The sequence below is a fragment of the Herbihabitans rhizosphaerae genome, from assembly GCF_004216555.1.
Taxonomy (GTDB): Bacteria; Actinomycetota; Actinomycetes; order Mycobacteriales; family Pseudonocardiaceae; genus Herbihabitans; species Herbihabitans rhizosphaerae.
Genome location: NZ_SGWQ01000002.1, coordinates 42,688 through 68,442, shown reverse-complemented (window position 1 = coordinate 68,442; position 25,755 = coordinate 42,688). Strand labels below are relative to the sequence as shown.

The window sequence follows — 25,755 nt, the reverse complement described above, 5'->3', positions numbered from 1 at the left end:
AGTCCCTTCGAATTGTTTGGACAGCGCGGTGCCGCACATCGCCAAGATTGGCATCTCCGCAGGACGAATACCTTGAAGAAACCTTGCTTCGCGCACTCTGCCGAATTCCGTAATATTCAGCGCGCCGTATCCAGCCTGGCGAGCTGGACCGGGACCGTGCCGATCGTGCGGTGCACCAGCGTTCCCCGGCCCGGCCGCTGACGGATCGGCCGCACGCCGAACAGCGGTCCCTCGTCGACCGGCGCGCTGAGCACCACGGTCGGGAACGCCAACTCGCGCAGCCGGCCCAGCACCGGATCCAGCACCGCCCGCCCCGCCCCACCGGCGGCGCGGGACACGTACAGGTGCAACCCGAGGCTGCGCGCCTGCGGCACGAACTCCAGCAGTGGCAGCAGCGGGTTGCCCGCCGAGGTGGCGACCAGGTCGTAGTCGTCCACCACGATGTGCACGTCCGGCCCGGTCCACCAGCTTCGGGTGCGCAGTTCCTCGGGCGTCACGTCCGGCCCCGGCAGCCGCTTGGTGAAGCCCTCGACCAGCCCGGCCACCACGTCCACGACCTGCTGCTGGTTGTTGGCGTACCCGAGCACGCAGTCGCCGTCGAACTCGCCGAGCATGGTGAACCGGTAGTCGATCAGCACGATCTTGTCCTCGCGCGGCCGCGCCCGATCGACCACCTGCCGGGCGATCGCGCGCAGTGTCGAGGTCTTGCCCGACTCGGCGTCGCCGATCAGCACGAGCCCGGGATCGGTGCGCCGGTCCAGCACGACCGGCCCGAGGCGCTGGCCCTCCAGACCGATCGCGAGACCGCCGTCGGTGGGCAGCTCGTCGTACTCCAGCAACGCGGGCAGCAGCCGGACCGGCGGTGCGGGCGCGCCGGGCCAGTTGCCGTCGATCTTGCCGATCAGGTCGGCGACGCCCGCGCCGAGATCGTCCGCGCCGCGTACGCCGTCCACCCTCGGCACCGCGCCGAGGAAGTGCGCCCGGTCCCGGCTGACGCCCCGGCCCGGCCGATCGACGGGCACGGCTTCCTGCGTCCTGCGGTCGATCTCCGAGTCGAGCGGGTCGCCCAGCTTCAACTCGATCTTCGTGCCCATCAGGTCGCGCAGCCCGAGCCGCAGATCGAGCCAGCGGTTCGCGGTGACCACGACGTGCACGCCGTAGGTCAACGCCCGGCTGACCAGGTTCAGGATCCGCTCCTCGAGGTCCTCGTGGTCCTGCCGGAGCACCGCCCAGCCGTCCACCACGAGGAACACGTCGCCGAACGGGTCCCCATGAGTGTCGCTGGGCACCGCACCATTCGCGCGCAACTTCCGGTACGCCGCCATCCCGTCCACACCGAGTTCGCGGAACCGCGTCTCCCGGTGCTCCACGACCGCGGTGACCTCCGCGACGATCCGGTGCAGCACCTCCTCGTCCTGCCGTCCGGCGACCGCACCCAGGTGCGGCAGGCCGACGAGGGAGAACAACGCGCCGGAGAAGTCCATCGCGTAGAACTGCACCTCGTCGGGCGTGTGCCGCAGTGACAGCCCGGTGATCAGGGTGCGCAGCGTGGTCGACTTGCCGGACTGCGGCCCGCCGACGATCGCCACGTGCCCGCCGGCGCCGGCGAGATCGATCACCAGCGGATCGCGGCGCTGGTGGTACGGGCGGTCCACGATCCCGATCGGCACGGCCAACTCGGGCGCGTCCGGCGAGGCGCAGAACCCGCGATCGGGCCGCACCGCGACCCCGGGCAGCAGCGCGTCCAGCGGCTCGGGCGCCTCCAGCGGCGGCAGCCACACCCGGTGCGCCGGCGTGCCCTTGCCCGCCATCTGGCCGACCATCACCGTCAGCAGGGTGACCTCGTTCTTCGGGTCCGCCGGTCCCGGTGCGGGCGCGCGCAGTCGCGCGGGAACCGGCAGCCGCGAGGCCGGGAACGGGCGCACCTCGGGCACGGCGTCCGGCCCAACCGGCCCGCGCCGGCCGGGTGCCGAGTACGCGCCGGAGACGTACCCCGCGCGGAATCGCTTGCGCGTGCGCGCCTCGGTCGCCAGATAGCCGTGACCGGGCGCGGACGGCAGATCGACAGCGTCCGGCACGCCGATCGCGACCCGGCTCTCCTCGGCGGAGAACGTGCGCAACCCGATCCGGTAGGACAGGTGCGCCTCCAGCCCGCGCAGCCGCCCCTCGTCCAGCCGCTGCGACGCCAGCAGCAGGTGCAGTCCGAGCGAGCGACCCAACCGTCCAATTTGGACGAACAGGTCCACGAAGTCCGGTTTTTGGCTCAACAGCTCGGAAAACTCGTCCACCACGATCAGCAGGCTCGGCATCGGCGGCAGTGGAGCGCCCGCCTGTCGCCGCTGCTCGTAGTCCCGGATCGAGACCACGTTCCCGGCGTCGCGCAGGATCTCCTGCCGCCGGTTCATCTCCCCGGCCAGCGCTTCGCGCATCCGGTCGACCAGCGCCAGGTCGTCCTCCAGGTTGGTGATCGTGGCGGCGACGTGCGGCAGCCGCCCGAGGTCGGCGAACGTGGCGCCGCCCTTGAAGTCGACGAGCACCATGTTCAGCTGCTCCGGCGAATGCGTGGCCGCCATGCCGAGCACCAGCGTGCGCAGCAGCTCCGACTTGCCGGACCCGGTCGCGCCGACCAGCAACCCGTGCGGGCCCATGCCGTCCTGCGCCGATTCCTTCACGTCGAGTTCGAGCACCGTGCCGTCGGCCGCGATACCGATCGGAACACGGAGCCGATCGCGGACCGGACGCGGTTTCCACGACGTGGCAAGGTCGATCGCCGCCGGATCGGTGATGCCGAGCAGCTGCGGCAGCGTCTTGCTGGCCGCGGAAAGATCGCCGTCGCCGGTCGTGTCGGCGTCCAGGCGGTACCCGGCGAGCTGCTGGGCGAGTGCCGCCGCGCTGGCCGGCGCGAGCGTGTCGGCGGTGCCGAGGTGATCGTCGCGGCCGGCGGTGCGCACGGTGAGCGTGCGGTCGGAGTCCACCCGCAGGGCCAGCCCGTGTGCGCGCACCAGTTCGTCGGCCACCCCGTCCAGATCGAGCACGGTGACGGCCTGCAGACCGTCCTCGGCGAGCACCAGTTCCTCGCCGGTCACCGCCGCGCCGTCCAGCACGACCAGCACGTGCGGCAGATCCGGATCCGGCTCGCCGTGCCGGTTGAACCGCGACCGCCTGGTCAGCTCGTCGCCGAGCATCTCCTCCAGCACGGCCAGCGCGCGGTGCGTCTGCCGCGCCGGGCCGGCGTGGTCGGTGTGCGCGGGGTGCCGGGCGTGCGGCAGCCACTTGACCCAGCTCCAGTCGGCGCCGTCCACGTCGGCGCACACCGCGACTCGGAGATCCTTCGGCGAGTGGAACGTGACGGCGTGCGCGATCACCGCACGGGCCAGTGCGCGCGCCGCGGCCCGATCGCCCGTGATCGAGAGGCCGGCGAACCGCCGCAACGAGGCCTGCACGGGCAGGTCGGGCACGGCCGTGTGAGTCGTGACGAACCGCTTGAGTGCTTGTGCCGCAAGGGGATCGAGGTCCTCGACGGCCCCGGACTCGGCCGGCACGAGCGGCGTGGCCAGGTATCGGGGGCCGGTGCCGAGCCGGACCACGCCGAAGTCCTCGTCGGATGACCGCCGCTCCCACAGCCGCGCGTCGTCCACCAGCGACCACAGCACGCCGGGCTCGGGCGCGGTCCACTCCAGGTGTTCGCGCTGCGCGTCCGCCGTCTTGCGCACCTGCGCGCGGACCGACACGAGGTAGCGCAGGTAGTCGCGGCGGGTGGTGGCCGTGTCGCCCTTCTGGCTCGACCGGCTCCGCAGCAGCGAACAGACCACGATCGCCAGCGAGGAGAACAGGAAGAACGAGCCGGCCACGTAGGTGATCGGACTCGGCGGTCCGGCGAACAGGTACGCCACCGAGCCGAGGCCGGACAGCGCGGGCAGGGCGGTCAGCCAGCCGCCGCCGGAGTCCGGGCGGGGCAGTTCGGGCGGTGGGCGCAGCGCCACCTCACCGTCCGGGACGGACGGCACGGGCAGCCGCGGCGGTCGGCGGAACAGCGTCTCGGTCACCAGGTCGCTCCCCTGTCGCGATTCTCGGTGAGCGGCCGTACCAGGGATTGTTCAAGGTCGGCTCGCCACCATGGCGGGTGCGACTGACGAATCGCGAACCACGAAAACCAAGGGGGAACATCGAATGACCAGGCCGCCGGCTCCACCAACCGGCGGCGCGAACGCCACAGTACGCGCTACCGGCACACCGCCGAAACCCCAGCAAGGACAACACAAGCAAGCGCAACCGGTACCCGCGCCCCCGGCGCGGCGGCCGGCCGCTCCGCCGCCCGGCGGAAGACCCCAGCCCTCGCCCGCGGCCTCGCCGACCGGCATCGGCAGCCGGGCGGCGGGCGGCCTGTGCCGCGTCACCATCGCGGGACCGCGCACCAGGGTCGACCTGACCGTGCCGTCCTCGATTCCGCTCGCGCACCTGCTGCCCGCGATGTTGCGGTACGCGATCCCGGACCGGGGTGCGGCCGGTGGCACCGGCTGGCTGCTGACCCGACTGGACGGCGCGACGCTTGACGCTGCACTCAGCCTGCACGCCAACGCCGTGCGGGAGGGCGAGGTGCTCGTGCTGCGCCCGGCGTCCGAGCGCCGCCCGCCGCCGCTGTACGACGACGTGGTCGAGGTAATCGGCCACGAGTCGGTGGAAAACCCTTGGGGCACAAAGCAAACCCGGGCGGCGTGCGCGACGTTCGCGATACTCGCGGTACTCGGCGCGGCGACCGCGGCGGCGATCAGCGGGGCGATGCTCGGCGGTGTGCTCACCCTCGCAGCGGCCGCGCTGCTGGTCGCCGGAGGTACCGGTCTCGCCCGCGCGGCGGGTGAGACCGGGGCGGCGACCGTCACCGCCGCGCTCGCCGCACCACTCGCCGCCGCCGGCGCCGTCCGGCTGCTCGGCGATCCGTGGGGCGCACCGCACCTGCTGCTCGCCTCGGCCGCCGTACTCGTGGTCGCGGTGCTCGGCGCGCTGCTCGTCGGTGCGGGCGACGCCACGTTCGCCGCGATCGCCATGATCGGGATCCTCGGCCTGCTCGCCGGTGTGGTGGCCGTGTTGTCGGACGGTTCCGCGGCATGGGTGGCCGCCCTGATCGCGCCCCTGGCACTGGCCGGCTCGACGGCGTTGCCGACGCTGGCGCTGCGGCTGGCCCGGCTGCCGAGGCCACAGTTGCCCAAGTCCGCGGAGGACATCGCGAACGTGCCGGGCCAGGTGGAGTTGGAGCGCGCGAGTCGTCAGGTGGCGATCGCGCGCCAGTTGCTGACCGGTCTGTCCGCCGGGGTGCACGCCGTCGTGGCCGCCGGGATCGCGGTACTGGCGTTCGACGGCACCTGGGCGCGCGTGCTCGCCGCCGTGCTGGCCGTGCTGGTTGCCTTGCGCGCCAGGCTTTTCCGCGAGCGCGCGCAGGTGATCACGGCGGTGTGCACGGCGGCGCTGGCACTCGTCGGCGTCATCATCGGCTACCTCATGGAGAACGCGGGCGACGACGGCGCGCTGCTGGGCATCGCGTTGCCGACGCTGCTGGCGATCGCGCTGTGTGGCGGGCTCGCCGGTGTCGTGCACGGCAAGCGCCCGCCGAGCCCGAGGGCGGCCCGCTCGCTGGACCTCGCCGAGCTGGTGCTGCTGCTGTCGGTGGCACCGCTGGCGCTCGCGGTGTGGGAGGTCTACTCGGCGCTGCTGGAGTTGGGCGCATGACCAGGCGGGCCGCCGCCGGGCTCGCCGCCGCGATCACCATGCTGGTGTGCCCCGCCGCCGTCGCGCAGGCACAGCAGCCGGGATGCTCCGCGCCCGTCGCGCAAGGCGAGCCACAGCCACCGGCCGGTCAGGATCCGCTGATCGCCCGGCTCGGTCTGGAACGCGCGCACGAGTTGGCCACCGGCGCCGGGGTGACCGTCGGCGTCGTGGACTCGGGCGTGGACTGGCAGCACCCGAAGCTCACCGGCGCGCTCGCCGGTCCGGGTACCCAGATCGACGAGTCGGGCACCCTGTCGGCCGGACAGCCGCTGGACTGCGCGCCGCACGGCACGATGGTCGCCGGCTTGATCGCCGCGCGTCGCGGCACCGATCCTCGGGTGTACGGAATCGCACCGCAGTCGGCGATCTACCCCGTCCGGTTCGCGTCTCCGGTGGAGAACCTCCGACGCGACCTCCTGGCCCGCGGCATCCGAGACGCGGTGGACCACGGCGCGCGGGTGCTGAACCTGTCCTTCGCGACGCCGGTGGACGATCCGGCGATCCGCGCGGCCGTCGCCGACGCGGTGGCCCGAGGTGTCGTCGTGGTGGCCGCCGCGGGCAACGAGGGCCGGACGCAGCCGGGCCAGACGTGGTACCCGGCGGCCTACGACGGGGTGCTCGCGGTCGCCGCCGTGGACGAGCGGGGTAGGCCGGTCGAGGAGTCCAATGCCGGCGACTGGGTGGACATCGCCGCACCAGGGGTCGCCCTCACCACGACCGCGCCCGGCGGCCGGTACCTGACCGTCGGTGGAACGAGCTTCGCCACCGCCGTGGTGTCCGGTACCGCCGCGCTCGTGCTCCAGCGGTACCCGAAGGCGACCGCCGCGGAGGTGGCCGACCGGCTGACGTCCACCGCGGTCCGGATCGCCGGGCCGCGCGATCGCCGGGTCGGCGCCGGAATCGTGGACCCGTACGCGGCACTCACCGCCCCCGGCGCGGCCGTGCCGAGCGCGCCACCGCGGCCGAAGCAGATCGAGGTCGCTCCCCTGCCGCACGAGGACACCGCGCTGCCCCCGCTCGCGAAGACCGCACTCGGTTGGGGCGGCGCGCTGCTCGCCCTCGCGGCGATCTTCGCCGGCGTGCTCGTCCTGCGCTGGGCTCGCCGGTCGGCCACCGGCCCGGCGCGCTCGGCGGCCGATCCGCCGGAGGTCGACCTGCTGTGACCGCACGCGCTGGGACCTCACACCCCGGGGAACTCCCGCCGGGCCGCCTCCGGGTCGAGTACCGGACCGGCCGGCAGCAGCTCGACGAAGGACTTCGGCACGCCGCGCAGCGCCGCCGGGTCGTAGCCCAGCCGCTGAACGGCATCCCCCGGCGGGATCGGATACCGCAGTCCGGCGTCGGTGATCAAGGTGATGGCGCCGTCCTGCCCGCTGGACGACACCGCCTTGATCACCGCGCCCGTCCCGGGTGCGATCACGATCGACCGGAGCACGCCCTGCACGTCCCGGACAGCCACCGGGCTGAACCCCGGCGGGCTCGGCACCCTGGACGGCTGACTGACCTCGACGATCCAGGCGGCGTTGCCCGGCGCCGCGCCGGGAGTGGTGCTGACACAGACCGGCTGCCCGCGCATCGGGTTGGCACTGCGCGGTTTCACGTCCGGCCAGGCCGGGCTGCCGGGTGCGGGAAGTGCGGAGACCGGTGCCCTGGCGACCACCGATGGGTCCACTGTGGACACTCGGGCGCCGTTGCCGACGAGGAGCGTGAACACCAGTGGTGTCACCCGTGTGAGCCCGTCGCGCTGGATCACCGAGAACCGGTCGCCGATGCCCGGCGCCGAGGTGCTGACCAGGTCGCCGATCTGCCCGGTCGTACCGGGGACGTCCACCGTCGACCGGCCGCCCTGACCCGCGACCGTGGGTGCGGCGATCACGGGCCCCTCCGGCACGGTGGCGATCACCTGATCCGGCAGCGTGACCACCGGTGCGAACTGCAGATCGAGCTGGCGGCGCGCGTTGGGCTCCAACGGAAACCGCCGCCCCTGCATGATCAGCCACTCGCGGCCGGCCGCGTTGCGCACGACGATCGCCGCGTCCGGTGCGAGGCGGCCCTCTGCTGGCGCGGGTGCGCCGATCACCAGGTCGACCGGCGGGGCGAGGTTCCCCTCGGCCGGGACGGCACAGGCCGTCCACGGCGCGTTGGTGAGCTTTTCCTTACCGGGCAACGAATTCGGGGCGTTCGGGATGCCGATGGGCAGCCCGCGCTGCTTGCCGGCCAGTGCGCTCGCCTTGACGTGGGTGACCTGCCCGCCGCCCACGAGCAGCGCGGAGGTGACGTTCAGCGCGGGGTGCACGACGCCGTCCACCGCGACGTAGGTGTCGCCGGTGTCGCGCACGATGACGGCACCGGAGTCGGGCAGGCCCGGCCCGCTGCCCGCACCCAGCCAGCCGGCGATACCGAAACCGGCCATGACGAGCACCGCGATCACGAGGCCGGTGGCGGCGCCCCGGTTGATCCTGCGCCGCGGATCGACGGCCGCCTCGTCGGCACCGCGGAGCAGGCTGGTCGCCTGCCGGCGGCCCTCGTAGGCGTACGCCTCGACGTGATCCTTCGTGTTCCCCATTGCTTCCTCTCCCCTGGCGCGCTTTTCTGGAATGCGCGGGACGGCCCTGACTTATTGGTAGCACACACACGCCGGGCGCGGCTGCCGAATACGGCAAGAACGTAGGAAAAGGCACCAGAGGGAGGCCCTGTGATCACCGACCGAAAATTCGGTTCCACCATTCTTTCGTGCGGCCGGATAATCGTCGCGGAAGTGGGTCTCGCGGTCGCGGTGGCCGGTTTGGCGGTCTTCGATTCCGGGTCGATGGCCGGCGGTGTCGCCCTCGCCGCCGCCGGCCTGCTGCTGACCGTGCTGGCGGTCTCCCCGCTGGGCAAACTCGACCGCACGCACCCCACCGTCCCGTCGGGTCCACCGGCCCCGGCAGCCACCGCGGAACTCGGTGCGCTGGCCGGCATACTCCCGAGCGCCCGCCTCACCGAATGCTCGATCCAGAGTTCGCCACCGGTCGGCATCCTCACCGACGGGCAGGGGTTCGCCGCCGTGCTGGAACTCGAGCACACCGCCCTGCCCACACTCGATCTCGCGGCCCTCACCGAGCACCTGGCCTCCGACCCCGCCACCCCCAGTGGCCTGCAGATACTGGTCGAACACAGCCAGAAACGGCGTCGCCTGCTGCTCGCCGTTCGACACGAACCGCTGTTCGCGCCGGACGCCACCACCGCCCGCGGCGGCGGAGCGCACGGCGCGTCCAAAGCAGCGGCCGCCACGGCACTGCGGCTGCGCGCCGTCCTGACACAGCGCGGAATCCGGACGTCGATCCTTCCCCGTAACGCGCTGCGAGACGCCGTGCTGACCCTCGGCGACGCGAGCCATCAGGGCCAACTTCGCACCGACGCGTGGATCACGCCGGCGGCCGCACACTGCGTGCTCGCCGCGGCGCCACGATCACCCCAACACTGGGAGCACCTGCTGGCCGCCGCGTCGACCGGCCCGGCCGACCGAACCATTGTCGCCCTGTCCGTGGAAATGACCGGAAAGCTCGCCACGATTCGCGCCGCCGTCCGAATCGTCGCCCGCGATCATCAACGCGCCATGGCCGCACGCTCGACAATGTTGAGCACCGCGACAGTCAGACCGCTGTCGGGCCGGCAAGCGGCCGGAGTCCACCTGAGCCTCCCATTCGGCGGCACCCCGAGAAATCTCACTCACGCGATCGTCAAGCACTGAGGAAACAGTCGAAGACGAGTCAGGTCGCCGCAGCCGGCCCGCCGCCATTGAACCGTTCGTCCGGTCCTGGCGTAACTGATCACCATGATCATGATCACGAACAGCCACGCTGACGAACTGTCACCCCGAGCCGTGCTGTCCACGCTGGAGACCCCGGCAGGCACCGTGACCGTCGTCCGGGACGACCTGTTGCCCGGTGGCACGAAACAGCGCGCGTTGGCCGCGCATCTGACCGACATCGTGGCCGGCGGTGCCAGGTCGGTCGTCTACGCCAGCCCGGCGCCGGGGTTCGCGCAGGTGGCGCTCGCTTATGTGTGCCGGCGAATGGAGATCGACTGCGTCCTGTTCTGCCAGCAGCTCGGCGATTCCTACCACGAGTTCTCGTTATTGGCGCGTTCCTATGGTGCCACCATTGAACCCTGTGCGACATTGGCGCTCGCCGAAAAGGCGGCCTCCGCCTATCGCGATCGCGAGGCGGATTGCGTGAAGCTGCCGCTCGGATTCGGCGACACCGGGTTCATACGATGTCTTCGCGCGACATTGCGGCGCGAATGGGCACACATCACGAATGATCTCGGATACACGCCGGAGCGCGTGTGGCTGCCGGTGGGCAGTGGGACCTTCGCCAGGGCGATGCTCGACGTTCTGCCCGAGGGGATCAGCTTGACCTGCGTCGATGTCGGTGTGCTCGACCCGGCCGACGCGCGTGTTCACGAACTGGCGGACCTGCCCGGCGTCAGTGTGCGGCGAGCGAGCGAGGCATTCCTCGAACCCTGCGCCGTCACGCCGCCCGTCCCATCCAACACACATTACGACGCCAAACTCTGGCCGCTGATCCAGCGCGACGCGGCTAACCAGGACCTGTGGTGGAACGTCGCCCGATGAGCCACCGAACATAGGGAATCGTGTCGGCGCGGGACAGGTCCATCGTGTTGTCGTGATCGCTCGGATAGAACCTGGCGGTCACCGGCTCGCCGTGCAGCGCGAATTCGGCGAGCAGCTTGCCGGTCAATGGAGTCAGCCAGTCGAACGTGCCGAGGCCGACGAAGAACGGGCGCTCGTAGCCGTGCGACGGCGGCTCCATTGCCTGGCGCGCGGCCGGGAGGAAGTCACCGAGCGCGAGCGGTTTGCGCAGCAGTTGACCGACCGTCACGCCGACCAGAGTCTTCTCCAGGTCGCGGTAGCACAACCGGCGCGCGTCGCTGATCGCCCGCAGACCGCGGTCGGACAGGTACGGCTCCATGTCCACGTCGGGCCGGGTCGTCTCGAAGCTGGCCAGGATGTAGGTGAGCAACGTGGTGGCGAACGGGACCGGCTCGCCCGGCGCGGCGAGGGCGAGTACGGCGGTGATGTTGCTCGGCGCCGCGGTCGCCACGCCGCCGCGGAAGTCCAGTTCCCGCGCGTACGTCGGGGCGATCTTGGTGGTGAACAGCGCCGCGTGCCCGCCCTGGGAATGCCCTGCGACGACCCATGTCCTGGACACCGCACTGTCCACTGTGGACGCCGCGCGGACGATGTCGATCACGGCGTGCGCCTCGGACCGCCCGTCCAGGTACGGGTGCACCCCGCCGGCGCCGAGCCCGATGTAGTCGGTCGCGGCGACGGCGTACCCCTGCTCGAGCAAAGCCGCGAGGTGGACGGTGTCCCGCTCGTTGGTGCCGGTCGTGGACGGCCCGCACGCGTCGGAGATGCCGAACGTGCCGTGCGCCCAGGAGATCACCGGCCACCCGCCGGGCGGCGGTGTTCCCCTCGGCACGAACAGCGCGCCGGTGCTCGACGCCGGGCCGGACGGTCCGGTCGTGCGGTACGTCAGCCGGTACGCCTTGCCGGTGCCGGGCAACCAATGCTGGCCAGGCAGCGGTGCCACGCCGATGACCTCGCCGGGCGCACCCACCGCTGCGGGTGCGGTGGGCGCGGCGACGAGTGCCGCGATCGCGGCGGTCACGGTGACGGCGGCGCGGATCATGCGGCGGCGCGCACGGCGTCGGTGACCGGGTCGGGGTCCTCGACCATGGCGAGATGCCCGCAGCGCGGCAGCACCAGGGACCGATCGGGCCGGAGCGTGGTGTCCAGCCGGCGTCCGGCGGCGGCCGACAGCACGCGGTTGCGCTCGCCCCAGACGGTGGTGATCGGCGGAAAATCGCCGTCGGGCCGAAAGGTGTCGAGTTCGGCAAGTCGCGGGAGTTCGCGCAGGATCGCGGTGATCGGCAGCAGCCGGCGTGGCTCGGTCCACCGCCGCCGCAACGAGGCGACCACCTCGCCGCCGGTTCTGCCGCCCAACTGCTCGCGCACCACCAGACCGGCGATCGCCGACGGCAGGCGGAGCGCGCGGCCGAGCGGGTCGAGCGGGACTCGGCGCAGCGCACGGGCGGCCAAGCCGGATCTCGTGGGGCGCAGCGTGGCCGCGGTCAGCGGGTTGACCAGCACCAGCGCCCGCACGCCGGCCGGATTCCGCCGGGCGTGCAGCAACGACATCGCGCTGCCGAAGCAGTTGCCGACGAGCGTCACGTCGCGCAGGTCGTGTGCCTCGACAAACGCGGCGAGCAGCCGCAGATAGCGGTCGATGGTGTAGCCGTCATCGGGAACGGTGGAGTCGCCGTAGCCAAACCAGTCCACCGCGTAGACGCTGCGCGTGGCGGCCAGCGCGTCGAACTGGGCCGACCAGATGCCACGATCGCCGCCGAGGTTGTGCAGGAACACGATCGGATCGCCGGTGCCGGCGTGGTCGTAGGCGATCGTCAGACCGTCGAACTCGAACACCACCATAGACAGTAGTGTTCACCGATCGGTGCACCCTTGTCCAGAGGAGGGTCAGTCCGTCTTGTCGTCGACCTCGGCGTTGGCGGCGGCCCGCTTGACCGCGTCCACACCCTTGAGCGCACTGGCCTTCGTCTCGTACGCCTCGCCGGTCGCGACGATTTCACCGTTGCCGGCCTTCAAACGGAATCGGAATTTGCCGGCCTTGTCGTTGTAAAGCTCGAACTTCGCAGCCACGACGTATCTCCTTTCGATCTCGGACCGTGCTCCCTCAGTGTGACTCCGTTACGGCACATCCGCCGACTAGATCGGGATCGTGGGTCATCGCGCGAATGTCGTGGCCGCCGACCGCGATCACGACCTGACGAGGCCGAACGCCGGATGCCGGTCCAGCCAGGCGCCGTAGTGCGGAGTCCGCTCGATCGCGTCGGTGTACCCCTTGCCGGCGATCTCCAGCAGACGTTCGGCGAACTCCGAGGCCGGCGAGTCCCGGCGCCACCCGATGACCTGCAGCCAGGTGAGCGGCTGTCCGGCCAGCGGCACGGTCACCACGCCGGCCGGCATCCGGAACGTGGGTTGGCACAGCACCACGGCGTCGCCGTCCGACGCGAGGTCGACGCAGGAGGCCACGTCCACCTCGTACAGCGTGCGCGGCGCGAACCCCGCCTTGGCGCACGCCGCGGCGAAGCACCCGGCGAAACAGCCGTCGCCCGGCGTCGCGGCCCACTGCTCGGCGGCCAGATCGGCGAGGTCCACCTCCGCCCGGTCGGCCAGCCGGTGGTGCTCGGCCATCAGCACGAACACCGGGTCGAGCGACATGGTCCGCCAGCTGACGCCCGATTGTGCCGGCGGCGCACCGTTCCCGCACACGCCGATCACGATGAAGTCGAGCGTGCCGTCGGCCACCTTCACGGCGAGATCGTCCGAGGACCACGAGGTCCGCATGGTGACCCGGATCGTCGGGTAGTCGACGGCGAGGTGGTGCATCAGCCCACCGCGCGCCGGTCCGTTCGTGGAGCCGAGCTGTAATCGGGCCGGCAACGCTCCGGACGCCGACGCCTGGTTGGCCAGCCGGACGGCCTCCTCCTTCAGCTCCGACACCGCGGGCAACAGCATCCGCGCGCGGTCGAGCACGAGATCACCGAGCGGGGTGGGCCGGGTGCCGCGGTGGTCACGTTCGAAGAGCGGGCCGCCGAGCGCACGCTCGATCCGGCGCAGCTGAGCGGTGAGCGCCGGCTGAGCGAGGCCCAGCCGGGCGGCGGCTTTCGTGATGCTCCCGGTGTCGGCCACCGCGCAGACGATCTTGAAATGCCGAAGCTCGAGCTCCATGGGAAGACAGTAGGACGATTCACCACACAAGTGGGCTCGGCGGCGGCCCGATCGGGGGTGCGGCCGAACGTCGAGCCGCCGCCGAAGCCATTCAGGTGCCCGGAATCGCTTCCGGGGTCAGGGTTTGCGCGTGCCGAGCGTGTAGTTGCCCGACCCGCTGTACGCGTGCACGACCCAGCGGTAGTAGCCGGCCGTGCCGTTGTAGTCGACCGTCTCGTCCGGCCCCGGGCTGGTGCCGCTGGCCACCTCGGCCCAACTGCTGCCGTTCCACTTCTGCAGGTACAGATCGAAGTCGGCGCCGTCCGGACCGTCCAGGCAGCCGCTGTGCGTGCCGGCCGCGGTGGACTGGTAGTTGGAGCCGTTCGGCTGCACCGACGTGGCTCCCTGGGCGACCGATCCGTTGTACGTGTTCTGCGATCCGGTGCACGGCTCGCCCGGCGGGTTGCCGCCGTCGGTGATCAACGTGAGCCCGTAGGTCTGCAGGATCTCGTTGACCGGCTGGAAGAACGTGGTGCCACCGGAACTGCAGTTGCCGGACCCGCCGGACGTGACGCCCTGCGCCTGGCTGCCCGAGATCGCCGATCCGCCGGAGTCACCCGGTTCCGCGCACGCGTTGGTGCGGATCAGGCCGCTGACGGTGCCCTGCGGGTAGGTGACCGACGCGTTGCGGGCCTGGATGGTGCCGCAGCGCCAGCCGGTGGTCGAGCCGGACCGGCAGATGGACGAGCCGACCGGGGCGTCCTGGGATCCGGCCACCGCCACCCGGCCGCCGGCGTAGTTGTTGACCGCGCCGATGAGATTGTTGCCGGCCGCCACGCGAACGTGGGCGTAGTCGTTGCCCGGGAAGCTCGAACCGGCGAACGATCCGCTCGGCTGGCTCGTCGTGGCGCCGGTCCTGCCGCAGTGGCCGGCCGTCACGAAGCCGCCGTTGACCGTGAATCCGACCGAACAGCGGGTGCCGCTGCCGATGTAGTAGGCGTTGCCGCCGACGACGTCGATCAACGGACGCGGTATCTCGTCGGAGTGGACGATCCGGACGGCGTCGGCCGGCACACCGCTGGCCGCCACGAATTCGCGCGCCGCGTCCGTCGCGTGCGCGCGGGACTGCACGGTGATCGTGTTGGACGTGACGTCGACGAACCAGCCGGGAATCGTGCGCGGCGCCTCGCCCTTGCGGGAGTCCATCGCGGCCTTGAGCCGGTCGAGTTCCCGTTCGGACCGGGTGACCACCTTCGCCTCGGCCCCGGCGTCGCGCACCGCGCCGATCAGCGTCGTGTCGGTGACCGCGACGACCAGCTTGTCGCCGTCGAACCAGCTGCCGCCGAGCCGGTCGCCGTGTCGTTTGCGCAGCGAACGGTCCGCTGTCGCCGCACGGGATTCGTTGTCAAGGCGCACACCGGCGGCCTCGGCGGTCAAGCTGAGATCGCGTTGCAGCGCGCTGAACATGTCGGGGTCGGGGGTCGGCGCGGCGGCCGCGGACGGGGTGATCGCGAGAGCCACGCCGGACACCAGTAGCGCGGCCGTCAGTGTGGTGAGTGCCTTTCCTGCCATACCGTTTCTCCTCGAAGCGCAGGGGCGGAAAATACGGATAGCCACCGGTTCTCGAGCATTGACCGGCCAGCGCCGCGACCGTAACCACCACGACAACTCAGAGGGGAGATAACATTTAGGTCATATCACGCCTGGCGAACGCGGCGTCGAACGCCGTGGTGGGCTGTTCGAACACCAGATTCCTGATGAAGCCGACGGCCTCGGCCGCGCCGCGCAGCCGGTCCATGCCGGCGTCCTCCCACTCCACCGAGATCGGCCCGCGGTAGCCGATCGCGTTGAGCGCACGGAAACACTCCTCCCACGGCACGTCGCCGTGACCGGTGGACACGAAGTCCCAGCCGCGCCGAGGATGCGCCCACGGCAGGTGCGAGCCGAGGCGTCCGTTGCGGCCGTCGAAGCGCTTCTTGGTGTCCTTGCAATCGACGTGGTAGATCCGGTCGGCGAAATCCAGAATGAACCCGACCGGGTCAAGGTCCTGCCACACGAAATGCGACGGGTCCCAATTCAAACCGAACGCCGGCCGATTGTTCAGCGCGTCCATGGCACGCCGGGTGGTCCAATAGTCGTACGCGATCTCGGACGGGTGCACCTCGTGCGCGAACCGGACGCCGACCTCGTCGAACACGTCCAGAATCGGGTCCCAGCGCCGGGCGAAGTCCGCGTAGCCGTCGTCGATGACCTCCTGCGGCACCGGCGGGAACATCGCCACGTACTTCCAGATCTTCGAGCCGGTGAACCCGACGACGGTGTCCACGCCGAGCTTCGCCGCGGCCCGTGCCGCGTCCTCCATGTCCGCGGCCGCGCGCTGCCGCACGCCCTCCGGTTCGCCGTCGCCCCAGACCCGGGCGGGCAGGATCGCCTGGTGCCGGAAGTCGATCGGATCGTCGCAGATCGCTTGCCCCACAAGGTGATTCGAGATCGCGTACACCGCCAGCCCGTGCCGTTCGAGCTGCGCGAGCTTCTCCTCCACGTACCCGTCCTCGGACAGCGCGCGGTCGACCTCGAAGTGGTCGCCGGAGCAGGCGATCTCCAGGCCGTCGTAGCCCCACCCGGCGGCCAGCTCGCACACCTCCTCGAACGGCAGATCGGCCCACTGCCCGGTGAACAGGGTGATCGGTCGACTCATCGAGTGGACTCCTTCATGAGAGCTCGGAGGAACCGCAGCCCGTCGACGGCTAGAGCGTCCTGTGTGGACGCGAGACGGCGCCAGATCGACGCGGCGGTGGCGATGGACTCGTTGTGCGCGGTGAACGACTCGATGCACAGCGGACCCGAGTAGCCGGATTCCTCAAGTGCGGCAAGGAAATCCGGCCAGTCGAGGTGATCGGCACCCGGTGCGCCCCGGTCGTTCGCGCACACCTGGACGTGCGCGATCCGGCCACGCGCGGACCGGATCGCGTCGCCGACATGTCGTTCCTCGATGTTCTGGTGGTAGACGTCGACGGCCACCCCGCAGCCGTCGGTGGGCAGGCCGTCGAGCGCGTCGAGGGTCTGCCCGATCGTGTTGAGCAGGCTGGTCTCGTACCGGTTGAGCGGTTCGACGGCGACCCGCACACCGGCCGCACGCGCGTGCTCCACAACCGGGACGAGGTTGTCGCGCAGCCGCCGGATCGTGTCGACGCGCTCGCGCTCGGACAGCCGCCAGGTCCGGCCGACCGACGCGTACGCCGGTCCGGCGATCACCGGCGAACCCACCTCCACGGCGATGTCCACGACCCGCCGCAGATAGTCCTGTGTGGACGCGATCACCTGATCCGATGCGGCGACCAGCTCCCGGCCCGGCGGCATCACCAGGCAGACGGTCGCACCCAGCCCGTGATCACCGAGCACCCGCGCGGCACGGGCAGGGCTCCAGTCGTCGACGTTCTCCACGGGGAGTTCGAGGACGTCGAAGCCCCACCCGGCCGCGCGGACGGCCAGGTCGGCGAGCACCTCGTCGGTCAACGGCGAGGCCCACACCCAGGTACTGACACCGATCGCGGGCAAGCTACTTCCACGCCCCCGGGTAGCTCGGCATCGACTCGCACCCGCACATCGCGTAGTGCAGCGGCGGCATGTCCTGCTTGAGATAGCTCTGCAGGGTGTCCTGAGTGATCTTCGGCTGCGGCAGCACCCATTCCTTGGGAACCTGCTTGCCGGCCAGGATCCGCACCGCCGCGATGATCGGGGTGCGCCACTGGTAGGTCGGATAGGTGGGCGCGATGGCGGTCATCTTCTCCTTGACCCACATGCGCAGGAAGTCCTGCTGGTCCTCGCCGACGAACGGCGGGATCGGCTTGCCCGCGTCCTGGAACGCCTCCACCGCGGCCACCGCGGTGGCGCCGGCGTCCATCCACACGCCGTCGATCGTGCCTTCACGCTGGATGTACTCGTTGACGATGCTCTTGGTCTTGGCCGCGTCGCCGTCGGTGAACCGGACGCCCACCACCTTCAACCCGCTGCCCTCGAAGACCTTGTTCGCGCCGGCCCATCGCGTCTCCAGCACGTCCACGCCGGGCAGGATGCGCAGCGCCAAGATCTTGCCGCCGGGTGCCACCTTCTCCTTGAGGAACTCCGCGCCGTTCACGCCGAACGCGAACCCGCCGATGGGGTGGACGAAGGTCACCGGGCAGTCGGTCTTGACGCCGCGGTCGAACACGATCACCGGCACGCCGATCTTGCACGCCGACTCCACGGCGGGCGTCAGCGTCGCGGTGGTGTTCGGGGAGATGATGATCGCGCTGCACTGCCGGGTGGCGAACGACTGGATGTCGCTGATCTGCTTGTCGTCCTTGGCTTCCGCGTCCAGGTTGGTGAACTTGGTGATCTCCGGGTGCAGCTTCACCTCCTCCTGCATGGTCTTCCAGCCGACCTGCCGCCACGGGTTGTCCACCGAGGCGTTGGAGAAGCACACGTGGTAGTTGCCGCCGGGCTTGGCGAACTTCGCGGTGTCGACCAGCTTCGGGTCGAGCATCTGCTCCCACGGCTTGCCCGCGCCGTCGCCGCCGTCCAGGCCGACCGCCGCGGCGGTGCGGAACTTGAGCTGGCGGTCGAACTCCGCCTGGTCGAAGTAGTCCGACTTGGACGGGTCGGCCGCGCGGGTGGCCGAGCCGCCCGGTCCCTGATCCGGTAAGTCGCTGGCGCACCCGGCCATCGCGAGCAGTCCCGCGACGGCCACGACGGACCATTTCCTGTTCATCGGTTCTCCTTGCGGTGGTGGGGATTCAGGGCACGCTGGGACTCGGTTTGCGCAGGCGGAGACGGCCGCCGAGGTTCGCGTAGGCGACCGCGGCGATGATGATCACGCCCTGCACGGCGGATTCGAGTGCGGCCGGCACGCCGAGCAGGTTCAGCAACGAGAACAGTGCTTCCAGGGACAGCGCGCCCGCCGCGGCGGCGACCACCGAGCCGCGCCCGCCGCCGAGCAGGACACCCCCGAGCACCACGGCGGTGATGGCCCGGAACTCCAGGCCCTGCCCGACTTGGGCGGACACTCCGGCGAACCCGGCGAGCAGGATCGCGGCCAGCGCGGCGAGCACGCCGGAGAGCACGAAAGCCAGTAGCCGCAACGCTTCCACCCGCCCGCCGGCGAGCCGCACGGCGTTCTCGTTGTCCCCCACCGCGACCAGCGTGCGACCGGTACCGCCGCGCATGAACAGCACCGCGGCGATCAGCACGACCAGCAGGATGATCACCGACCACGGCACCTGGCCGAGCACCGGCACGTCCACCCCGCCCCGGCCGAACACCCGGAACGACGGCGACAGCGCACCCCTCGGCGCGCCGCCCGACCACAGGAACACCGCGCCGTCGAGCACCAGCAACATGCCGAGCGTCACGATGAAGGACGGCACCAGCAGGCGGGTGGTGATCAGTCCGTTGACCAGTCCGACGAGGATGCCGAAGCCGAGCAGCAGCGCGATCACCCACGCCGTGTTCGCGTCGTCGCCGTCGATCAGCCGGGCGGCGATCACCACCTCAGCGGTGACCAGCGAGCCGACCGACAGGTCGAACCCGCCGGACACGATCACGAAGTACTGGCCGATCGCCAGGATCACCAGCGGCGCTGCCCGCTTAAGCAACGCGAGATAGCCGGCCGGCTCCGAGTAGGCCGAACCCGCGAAAGCCAGTGCCACCAACAGAAGCGCGAGCACGACCAGGACCGGTGCGGTGCCCTCCGCCAACCTCGGCCGCCACCTCACGCCGACCTCCCGGACAGTTGGCCAGCCAGTTGGCGGCGGGCGTACAGCGCCACCGCGACGATGAGCACGACCCCGCGCACCACGTCCTTGAAGAACGGGTCGACCGCGAGATCGTCGAAGATCGTGTCCAAAGTGGACAGTATGAGGACGCCGCCGATGGTGCCCACCACACCGCCGCGGCCGCCGGCGAGCACGGTCCCGCCGAGCACCACCGCCGCGATCGACTCCAGGTCGTACCCGGCGTCCGTGCCGACGTACGGCGCGCCGGAACCCAGGCGACTGGCCAGGAACACACCCGCGAGCCCGGCCGCGACCGCGCACAGCACGTGCGCCATGACGATCGTGCGACCGGTGCGCACCCCGGACAGCCGCGCCACCTCGAGGTCCCCGCCCACGGCGTACATGTGGTAGCCCGGGCGGGTGCGCCGCAGGTACCACCACGCGCCGGCGCCGATCAGCAGCATCAGCAGTGCCGCGATCGGGACCGGCCCGATCCGGTCGTACCCGAGATGCTGGAACGTGCGCGGCACGCTGCCCGCCGGGCCGGTGTAGGTGTGCTCGAGATATCCCTTGATCACCAACGCGATCCCGAGCGTGGCGATGAACGCGTGCGCCTTGAGCACGGTGATCACGAGCCCGTTGATCAGCCCGACCACGGCGGCGACGGCGAGGGCCAGCAGCACCCCGGGCACCATCATCGACTCGCTGCCGGCCATCGTCTCGGCGGCCACCAGCGAGCACAGCCCGACCAGGTAGGCCACCGACAGGTCCAGCGAGCCGGTGACGATCACCATGGTCTGGCCGATCGCGACCAGCCCGAGCACCGTGCTGCGGGTGAGGATGTTGAGGATGCCGCCCTGGTCCAGCAGCACGCCGCCGTCGATCGCCACCAGAACGCTGCCGATGATCAGCAGCGCCACCAGCGCGAGGTACACGGTCGTGGTCGGTGTGAGGGTGAACCTTCGCGCCCGCACCGAGGACGCACGACGCGGGCGCGAAGGGGTCTCCTGGAGCAGGCTCATGCCACGTCTCCGATCGCGTGCCCGGTGGCCAGCCCCATGACGGCCTCCTCGGACGCGCCGGCCGGCAGTTCGCCCGCGATGGCGCCGTCGTGCATCACGAGGATCCGGTCGCTCATGCCGATCAGCTCCGGCAGCTCGGAGGAGATCATCAGGATCGCCACGCCGTCCGCGGCCAGATCGCGCAACAGCCGGTACACGGCCTGCTTGGCGCCCACGTCGATACCGCGGGTCGGCTCGTCCACGATCAGCACCCTCGGCCGGACGGCGAGCCACTTGCCCAGCACGACCTTCTGCTGATTGCCACCGGACAGGTACCGCACCTCCTGGTGTTGTCCCCGGGACACCACCGCGACCGACTTCAACAGTGCCGCCAGATCGCCACTGCGCCGGGACACAGCACCCCGCAGCGCCGCCCGCCGGACGAGCAAAGCGTTGTCCCGCACCGATTGCCGCAACGCCAGCCCCTCGCCCTTGCGATCCTCGGTGACATAGCCGATGCCCTTGCGGACGGCCGCGCGCGGGCGGGTCACCCGGACCGGCGCGCCGTCCAGTTCCATGACGCCGGTGGTGAACGGCTCGACGCCCCAGATGGCACGGGCGATCGCCGACCGGCCGGACCCCTGCAGCCCGGCCAGGCCGACGATCTCCCCCGCGCGGATGTCGAAGCTCAGGTCGCGGACCCGCGCGTTTCCCGCGCCACGCAAGGACAATCGCACCTCGCCGACCTCCGCCGGGCGCTCCGGGTACAGCGCGTCGAGCGGGCGGCCGACCATGTGCCGCACGAGTTGGTCGGAGGTCAGGTCCTCGGTCGCGGAGCACACCACGAACGCGCCGTCCTTCAACACGGTGATCCGCTGGCTGAGATCGAAGACCTCGCGCATCCGGTGGGACACATAGAGAATCGCGATCCCGCGTTCACGCAGCCGGCGCACCAGGTCGTAGAGCAGCTCCACCTCGTGGTCGGCCAGGGCGGCGGTCGGCTCGTCCATGGCGAGCACGGTCGCCTCGGTCGACAGCGCCTTGACGATCTCCACGACCTGCTTCCGCGCCACCGACAACCGCGCCACCTCGACGGCCGGATCGATGCCGTCCTCGCCGAGCCAGTCCAGCAGCTTCGCCGTCTCGGCCCGCATCGCGCGCCGGTCGACCTGGCCGCGCCGCACCGGTTCGCGGCCGAGGAACACGTTCTCGGCGACCGTTCGATTTTCGAGAAGATTGAATTCCTGGTGGATGATCGCGATCCCGGCGGCCTGCGCGTCGCGCGGCGCGGCGAACGTCTTCTCCTTGTCCCCCACCACGATCCGGCCCGAGTCCGGCCGGTGCACCCCGGCCAGCACCTTCAGCAGCGTGGACTTGCCGGCACCGTTCCCCCCCACCAGCGCGTGCACCTCGCCGGCGCGCAACTCGAGATCCACACCGCGCAGCACCGGCACGCCGAGGAAGCTCTTGGTGATCCCTTCGAGGGAGACGGTCACGCCGGCACCTCCGTCCAGGCACCACCGGAGGCGGCCGACCGCAGCACCGCGTCGGTGATCCGCACCGCGCGCAGACCGTCGGCGAACGTCGGCAGCCCGTCGACCAGGTCCTCGCCGCGGATCGCGCTGTGGGTGTCGGCCACGAACGCGTCGAAGCAGTCCTGATAGCCCTGGGCATGGCCGGCCGGCAGCCGCGTGTACCGGGCGGCACCCGGCGACAGCGTGTCCGGGTCGCGCATCAGCACGCGATTGCCCTCGCGCGCGCCGACCCACAGCCGCTCCGGGTCCTCCTGGTCGAACCCGAAGCTCGCGTCGGTCCCGGAGACCTCCAGGTGCAGCCGGTTCTTGCGCCCGGCGGCCACCTGCGACACGACGAGTACGCCGACCACTCCGGACGCGGTGGCGAACTGGACGGTCGCGAGGTCCTCGTTGGACTCGCCCGACCCGCCCCGGTCCCGCACCACCACGGTCTGCGCGGACAGCCGGGCGATCCGGTCGCCGCTGACGAACTCGAACAGGTCGCACCAGTGCGAGCCGATGTCGGCGAACGCCCGGGACGGCCCGCCCAACGCCGGGTCCACCCGCCAGTCGCGATCCGCCGAGCCGGCCAGCCAGTCCTGCAGGTAGCCGCCGATGACCGTGGACACGATGCCGGCCTGGCCCGCGGCGAGCCTGGCCCGCATCTCGCGAACCATCGGATGGAACCGGTACACGAACGGAACGGCGGCCACCCGCCCGGCGCCGGCCGCCGCCGTGACCAGTGTCGCCGCGTCGGCGACATCGGTGGCCAACGGCTTCTCGCAGACCACGTGCACGCCGGCGGCCAGCGCCTTCCCCGCGATCTCGGCGTGCGAGCTGTTGGGCGTGCACACGTGCAACACGTCGATCGCGGCGTCGGCGAGCATGCTCTCCAGGTCCGGGTATCCCCGGTCCGCGCCGACCGCGGCCGCGGCGGCAGCCACGGCGTCGGCGGCCTTGCCCGGCTTGCCCGAGGTGACCCCGACGACCCGGCCGCCGGCGCGCCGTGCGGACTCGGCGTGCACCCAGCCCATGAACCCGGCGCCCACCACGGCGGTTCGCAGCGTCCTGGCGCCGAGCTGACCCCCTCCGGCCGCGAGTGTTCCGTGGGTCACAGTCATGGGGCGAACCGTATGGAGACTATTGGCGACTGTCAACCAAAAGTATGACGGTCGTTGCCCAAAACATCGGCTCCGGTGTGCTTGACTTGCCGGGATGAGCGACGAACCTCGGCACCCGAACGCCGCGTCACCAGGGCAACTGCTCCGGCTGCTGCTGGACGGCGCGCCCCGAACCCGCGCCGAGCTGACCCTGGAGACCGGCCTGGCCCGATCCACCGTCCGGACCAGACTCGACGCGCTGCTCGACGCCGGCTTCGTCCGCGACCGCAGTGGCGTGTCCACCGGCGGGCGCCCGGCCGGCCAGGTCGTGTTCAACGCACGAGCCAGGATCGTGCTCGCCGCCGAAGTGGGCGCGACCCACGCGACGCTGGCGGTGACCGACCTGACCGACTCGCCGCTGGCCACCAGCAAGCTGCGCCTGGACATCGCCGACGGCCCGAAAACCGTTCTCTCCCAACTGGTTCAGGCGTGGCGGGAGCTGCTCAAGCGGGACGACCTCGCGGCGATGCGGGTCGCCGGAATCGGCATCGGCCTGCCCGGCCCGGTCGAGCACTCGTCCGGGCGGCCGAAGAATCCGCCGATCATGCCCGGCTGGGACGGCTACGACGTGCCCGCGCGGGTCGGTGCGGAATTCGGTGTCCCGGTGCTCGTGGACAACGAGGTCAACCTGATGGCGCTGGGCGAGCACACCAAGTCGTTCCCGGACGCGGACGACATGATCGTGGTGAAGGTCGCGACCGGTATCGGCTCGGGGTTCATCAGCAACGGCGTGCTGCACCGCGGCGCGGTCGGGGCGGCCGGCGACCTCGGGCACGTCGCGGCGCCCCGCGGCGGCGAGGTGCTGTGCCGCTGCGGGAACAGCGGCTGTCTCGAGGCCATCGCGAGCGGGCCCGCGATCGCGACTTCCTTGCGAGCAAAGGGAATCGCGGCTCAGACCAGCTCCGACGTGGTCGCACTGGTGCGGTCGGGCAACCTCGAGGCGAGCCAGGCCGTACGACAGGCCGGCCGGGACATCGGAGACGTGCTGGCCGCCTGCGTGAGCATGTTCAACCCGTCGCTGATCGTGGTCGGCGGCTCCCTGGCGGCGGCCGGCGAGATGCTGCTGGCCGGTGTGCGCGAGTCGATCTACCGCCGCTCGCTGCCGCTGGCCACCGAGCACCTGCGGATCATTCCCGCTCAGGTCGGCGTGGACGCGGGCGTGCTGGGTGCTGCGGCCATGGTCATTCAGCACGCCCTGTCCCCCGCCGAGGTGGATCGCCAACTCGCCTGAATCCGCGCCCTTATTCACATTCATGAATCCCACTCACGTACTATTGACCAACCTGTTGCCCTGTGGTGTGCTCAATGCTGCCAACGGTATGCGAGGAGGCATTCGTGTGAGAATAAATCGGCATTTCTCCAAAACCCGGCGCACCGGCCTCAATTTCGGAATTGTGTTCGCTTCACTGCTCACCATTTCCACCGCGCCGGGTCTCGCGGCTACGGCGGACACACCGAAGGCCGCCCCGTGGACCGGCGATTTCAGTGATTTCCCGAGTACGTCGTGGAAGCAGAAGTGGGGCTTCGTCGACGAGGGCGACTTCGGCTTCGACCGGATGACGCCGCAGGGCCAGGAGCTGAACGTCTTCTACGGCAAGGGTTCCTCCGCACCGTCGTGCAAGGACTGCCCGAGCGAGGGCGGCGGGCAGTTCTACACCAATTTCCGCGACCTGGGCCGGCCCGATCTCGCCGACGCGCCGACCGTGCACCTGCGCTACGAGGTGAAGTTCCCGACCGACTGGGACTTCGGCACCAAGGGCGGCAAACTGCCCGGCCTCTACGGCGGCCCGCCCGGTCAGGCGAGCGGCGGACAGCACGGCCAGGCCTGGTCCACCCGATACATGTGGCGCGTCCGCGGCGACCAACCGAAAGGCTGCCTGTACGTTTACGACCCCTCGCTCGGCGACGGTTACGGCAAGGACGTCGGGACCGGCGCGTGGAACTGGCAGTCCGACGGACAGTGGCATTCCATCGAGCAGTCCGTCGACCGGAGGACCGGAACGCTCACTGTTTGGTACGACAACAAGCAGGTGCTGCAGGAGAACGGAATCTCCCAGATCAGCGGCATTCCGTTCGCCGGCGTCTTCTTCTCCACGTTCTTCGGCGGCCATGCCACCGAGTGGGGGCCACGCAGGGACGTGAACGCGCAGTTCCGCAATTTTCAGGCGGATACGACAAAGATCGGCTGAGACCACCGGAGTTCTCGCGGACGCCGCGAGGTCTCCGGTATTTTCCCGACCGTGAACCGACGTCTTCGTGGAGCGGGGTGCGCGCTGGTCGCGCTCGTCATGGTCACCGCGGCGGCGTGCGGTGACGGGTCTGGGAACCTGCCCGCGACGGTGCAGGAGGCGTGCGCGGCACTCGGGAACGCCCCAGCGGTGACACCACAGAAAGCCCTTGCGGCCAAAGGACAACTGTCCGCGAAGCTGGCCGACACACCCAACGTCACCCGGATCGGCGTCAGCCAGTGCGGAGGTCGCCCGGTGATCGCGGTGGGCGTCTCGGAGGAGGTACCCGCCGAGGACCGGGTCTCGGAGGTCGACGGCGTGCCGGTCGTGTGGCACCGGGCGCAGGTGGCGCGCGGGCAGTGATTTCCGGGAATTCTTGCGCATTCGGATAGCTCGCCCGCGTCAATTCCCGCAGCTGGTGACAGGAATTCCGATGACGGCGCCGAACTGATCGTCGAGGCTGTCTGCGCGCGCTCCTCTCCTCATAGCCTCGTTCCGGGCGGGGGATCACCTTTTGGCTTGGGAGGAGTCACGTGAG

Annotated in this window: 21 protein-coding genes; 7 read left to right on the top strand and 14 right to left on the bottom strand. The window is 70.8% G+C overall.

The window, feature by feature from the left end; genetic code table 11:
* Nucleotides 1-116: 116 nt before the first annotated feature.
* Nucleotides 117-4,046, bottom strand: a complete 3,930-nt coding sequence (gene eccCa / locus EV193_RS05875; protein ID WP_207222526.1) for a type VII secretion protein EccCa — start codon at nt 4,044-4,046, stop codon at nt 117-119.
* A gap of 124 nt (nt 4,047-4,170) precedes the next feature.
* Here eccCa and eccD point away from each other — a divergent pair, with 124 nt between their 5' ends.
* Both eccD and mycP read left to right on the top strand, forming a co-directional pair.
* The gene (eccD, locus tag EV193_RS05870) at nt 4,171-5,724 is read left to right on the top strand and encodes a type VII secretion integral membrane protein EccD (protein WP_130342984.1); all 1,554 of its coding nucleotides are present in this window, start codon (nt 4,171-4,173) and stop codon (nt 5,722-5,724) included.
* Nucleotides 5,721-6,926 carry a type VII secretion-associated serine protease mycosin gene (gene mycP / locus EV193_RS05865; protein WP_130342983.1) on the top strand — a complete coding sequence of 402 codons (1,206 nt, stop codon included), beginning with the start codon at nt 5,721-5,723 and terminating at the stop codon, nt 6,924-6,926. Before eccD ends, mycP begins: the two co-directional genes overlap by 4 nt.
* 17 nt (nt 6,927-6,943) lie before the next feature.
* Here mycP and eccB read toward each other — a convergent pair whose 3' ends face one another.
* Nucleotides 6,944-8,329: a type VII secretion protein EccB gene (gene eccB / locus EV193_RS05860; protein ID WP_130342982.1), complete on the bottom strand. Its 1,386-nt coding sequence runs from the start codon at nt 8,327-8,329 to the stop codon at nt 6,944-6,946.
* A 192-nt stretch (nt 8,330-8,521) separates the two neighbouring features.
* Here eccB and EV193_RS05855 point away from each other — a divergent pair, with 192 nt between their 5' ends.
* Together EV193_RS05855 and EV193_RS05850 are read left to right on the top strand one after the other, a co-directional pair.
* Nucleotides 8,522-9,496 carry a type VII secretion protein EccE gene (locus tag EV193_RS05855; protein WP_130342981.1) on the top strand — a complete coding sequence of 325 codons (975 nt, stop codon included), beginning with the start codon at nt 8,522-8,524 and terminating at the stop codon, nt 9,494-9,496.
* Between the two features lie 132 nt (nt 9,497-9,628).
* A complete protein-coding gene (locus tag EV193_RS05850; RefSeq protein WP_165401254.1) occupies nt 9,629-10,381 on the top strand; it encodes a pyridoxal-phosphate dependent enzyme in 753 nt (250 codons plus the stop codon).
* Here the strand turns inward: EV193_RS05850 and EV193_RS05845 are convergent.
* The 12 genes from EV193_RS05845 to EV193_RS05790 form a co-directional block, all read right to left on the bottom strand.
* The gene (locus tag EV193_RS05845) at nt 10,347-11,462 is read right to left on the bottom strand and encodes a lipase family protein (protein ID WP_130342979.1); all 1,116 of its coding nucleotides are present in this window, start codon (nt 11,460-11,462) and stop codon (nt 10,347-10,349) included. The two genes, EV193_RS05850 and EV193_RS05845, sit on opposite strands and share 35 nt — an antisense overlap.
* On the bottom strand, nt 11,459-12,262 hold the full coding sequence (locus EV193_RS05840; RefSeq protein ID WP_130342978.1) for an alpha/beta fold hydrolase: 804 nt from the start codon (nt 12,260-12,262) through the stop codon (nt 11,459-11,461). Before EV193_RS05840 ends, EV193_RS05845 begins: the two co-directional genes overlap by 4 nt.
* A 45-nt stretch (nt 12,263-12,307) precedes the next feature.
* Nucleotides 12,308-12,490, bottom strand: a complete 183-nt coding sequence (locus EV193_RS05835; RefSeq protein WP_130342977.1) for a YegP family protein — start codon at nt 12,488-12,490, stop codon at nt 12,308-12,310.
* A 117-nt stretch (nt 12,491-12,607) separates the two neighbouring features.
* Nucleotides 12,608-13,582, bottom strand: coding sequence for a LysR family transcriptional regulator (locus EV193_RS05830; RefSeq protein ID WP_130342976.1), 975 nt, complete (start codon nt 13,580-13,582; stop codon nt 12,608-12,610).
* Between the two features lie 117 nt (nt 13,583-13,699).
* Nucleotides 13,700-15,133 (bottom strand): S1 family peptidase, encoded by a 1,434-nt coding sequence (locus EV193_RS05825; protein WP_130342975.1) that lies wholly within the window; start codon nt 15,131-15,133, stop codon nt 13,700-13,702.
* 115 nt (nt 15,134-15,248) lie between these two features.
* Nucleotides 15,249-16,259: a sugar phosphate isomerase/epimerase family protein gene (locus EV193_RS05820; protein ID WP_130342974.1), complete on the bottom strand. Its 1,011-nt coding sequence runs from the start codon at nt 16,257-16,259 to the stop codon at nt 15,249-15,251.
* Complete coding sequence (locus EV193_RS05815) at nt 16,256-17,119, bottom strand: sugar phosphate isomerase/epimerase family protein (protein ID WP_130342973.1); 864 nt, start codon at nt 17,117-17,119, stop codon at nt 16,256-16,258. The genes EV193_RS05820 and EV193_RS05815 overlap by 4 nt, the downstream gene beginning before the upstream one ends.
* Nucleotide 17,120: 1 nt before the next feature.
* Nucleotides 17,121-18,311, bottom strand: coding sequence for a substrate-binding domain-containing protein (locus EV193_RS05810; RefSeq protein WP_130342972.1), 1,191 nt, complete (start codon nt 18,309-18,311; stop codon nt 17,121-17,123).
* A 25-nt stretch (nt 18,312-18,336) separates the two neighbouring features.
* Complete coding sequence (locus tag EV193_RS05805) at nt 18,337-19,314, bottom strand: ABC transporter permease (protein ID WP_130342971.1); 978 nt, start codon at nt 19,312-19,314, stop codon at nt 18,337-18,339.
* The gene (locus EV193_RS05800; RefSeq protein ID WP_423202146.1) at nt 19,311-20,330 is read right to left on the bottom strand and encodes an ABC transporter permease; all 1,020 of its coding nucleotides are present in this window, start codon (nt 20,328-20,330) and stop codon (nt 19,311-19,313) included. Before EV193_RS05800 ends, EV193_RS05805 begins: the two co-directional genes overlap by 4 nt.
* 2 nt (nt 20,331-20,332) lie before the next feature.
* Complete coding sequence (locus tag EV193_RS05795) at nt 20,333-21,811, bottom strand: sugar ABC transporter ATP-binding protein (protein ID WP_242613174.1); 1,479 nt, start codon at nt 21,809-21,811, stop codon at nt 20,333-20,335.
* Nucleotides 21,808-22,950, bottom strand: coding sequence for a Gfo/Idh/MocA family protein (locus EV193_RS05790; RefSeq protein WP_130342969.1), 1,143 nt, complete (start codon nt 22,948-22,950; stop codon nt 21,808-21,810). Before EV193_RS05790 ends, EV193_RS05795 begins: the two co-directional genes overlap by 4 nt.
* Before the next feature lie 94 nt (nt 22,951-23,044).
* Here EV193_RS05790 and EV193_RS05785 point away from each other — a divergent pair, with 94 nt between their 5' ends.
* From EV193_RS05785 to EV193_RS05775, 3 genes are read left to right on the top strand one after another with little or no spacing between them, the layout of a single operon-like run.
* Nucleotides 23,045-24,220, top strand: a complete 1,176-nt coding sequence (locus EV193_RS05785; RefSeq protein ID WP_130342968.1) for an ROK family transcriptional regulator — start codon at nt 23,045-23,047, stop codon at nt 24,218-24,220.
* 43 nt (nt 24,221-24,263) lie between these two features.
* The gene (locus EV193_RS05780) at nt 24,264-25,178 is read left to right on the top strand and encodes a polysaccharide lyase (protein WP_242613173.1); all 915 of its coding nucleotides are present in this window, start codon (nt 24,264-24,266) and stop codon (nt 25,176-25,178) included.
* 51 nt (nt 25,179-25,229) lie between these two features.
* Nucleotides 25,230-25,580, top strand: a complete 351-nt coding sequence (locus EV193_RS05775; RefSeq protein ID WP_130342967.1) for a hypothetical protein — start codon at nt 25,230-25,232, stop codon at nt 25,578-25,580.
* The last annotated feature ends 175 nt before the right edge of the window (nt 25,581-25,755 follow it).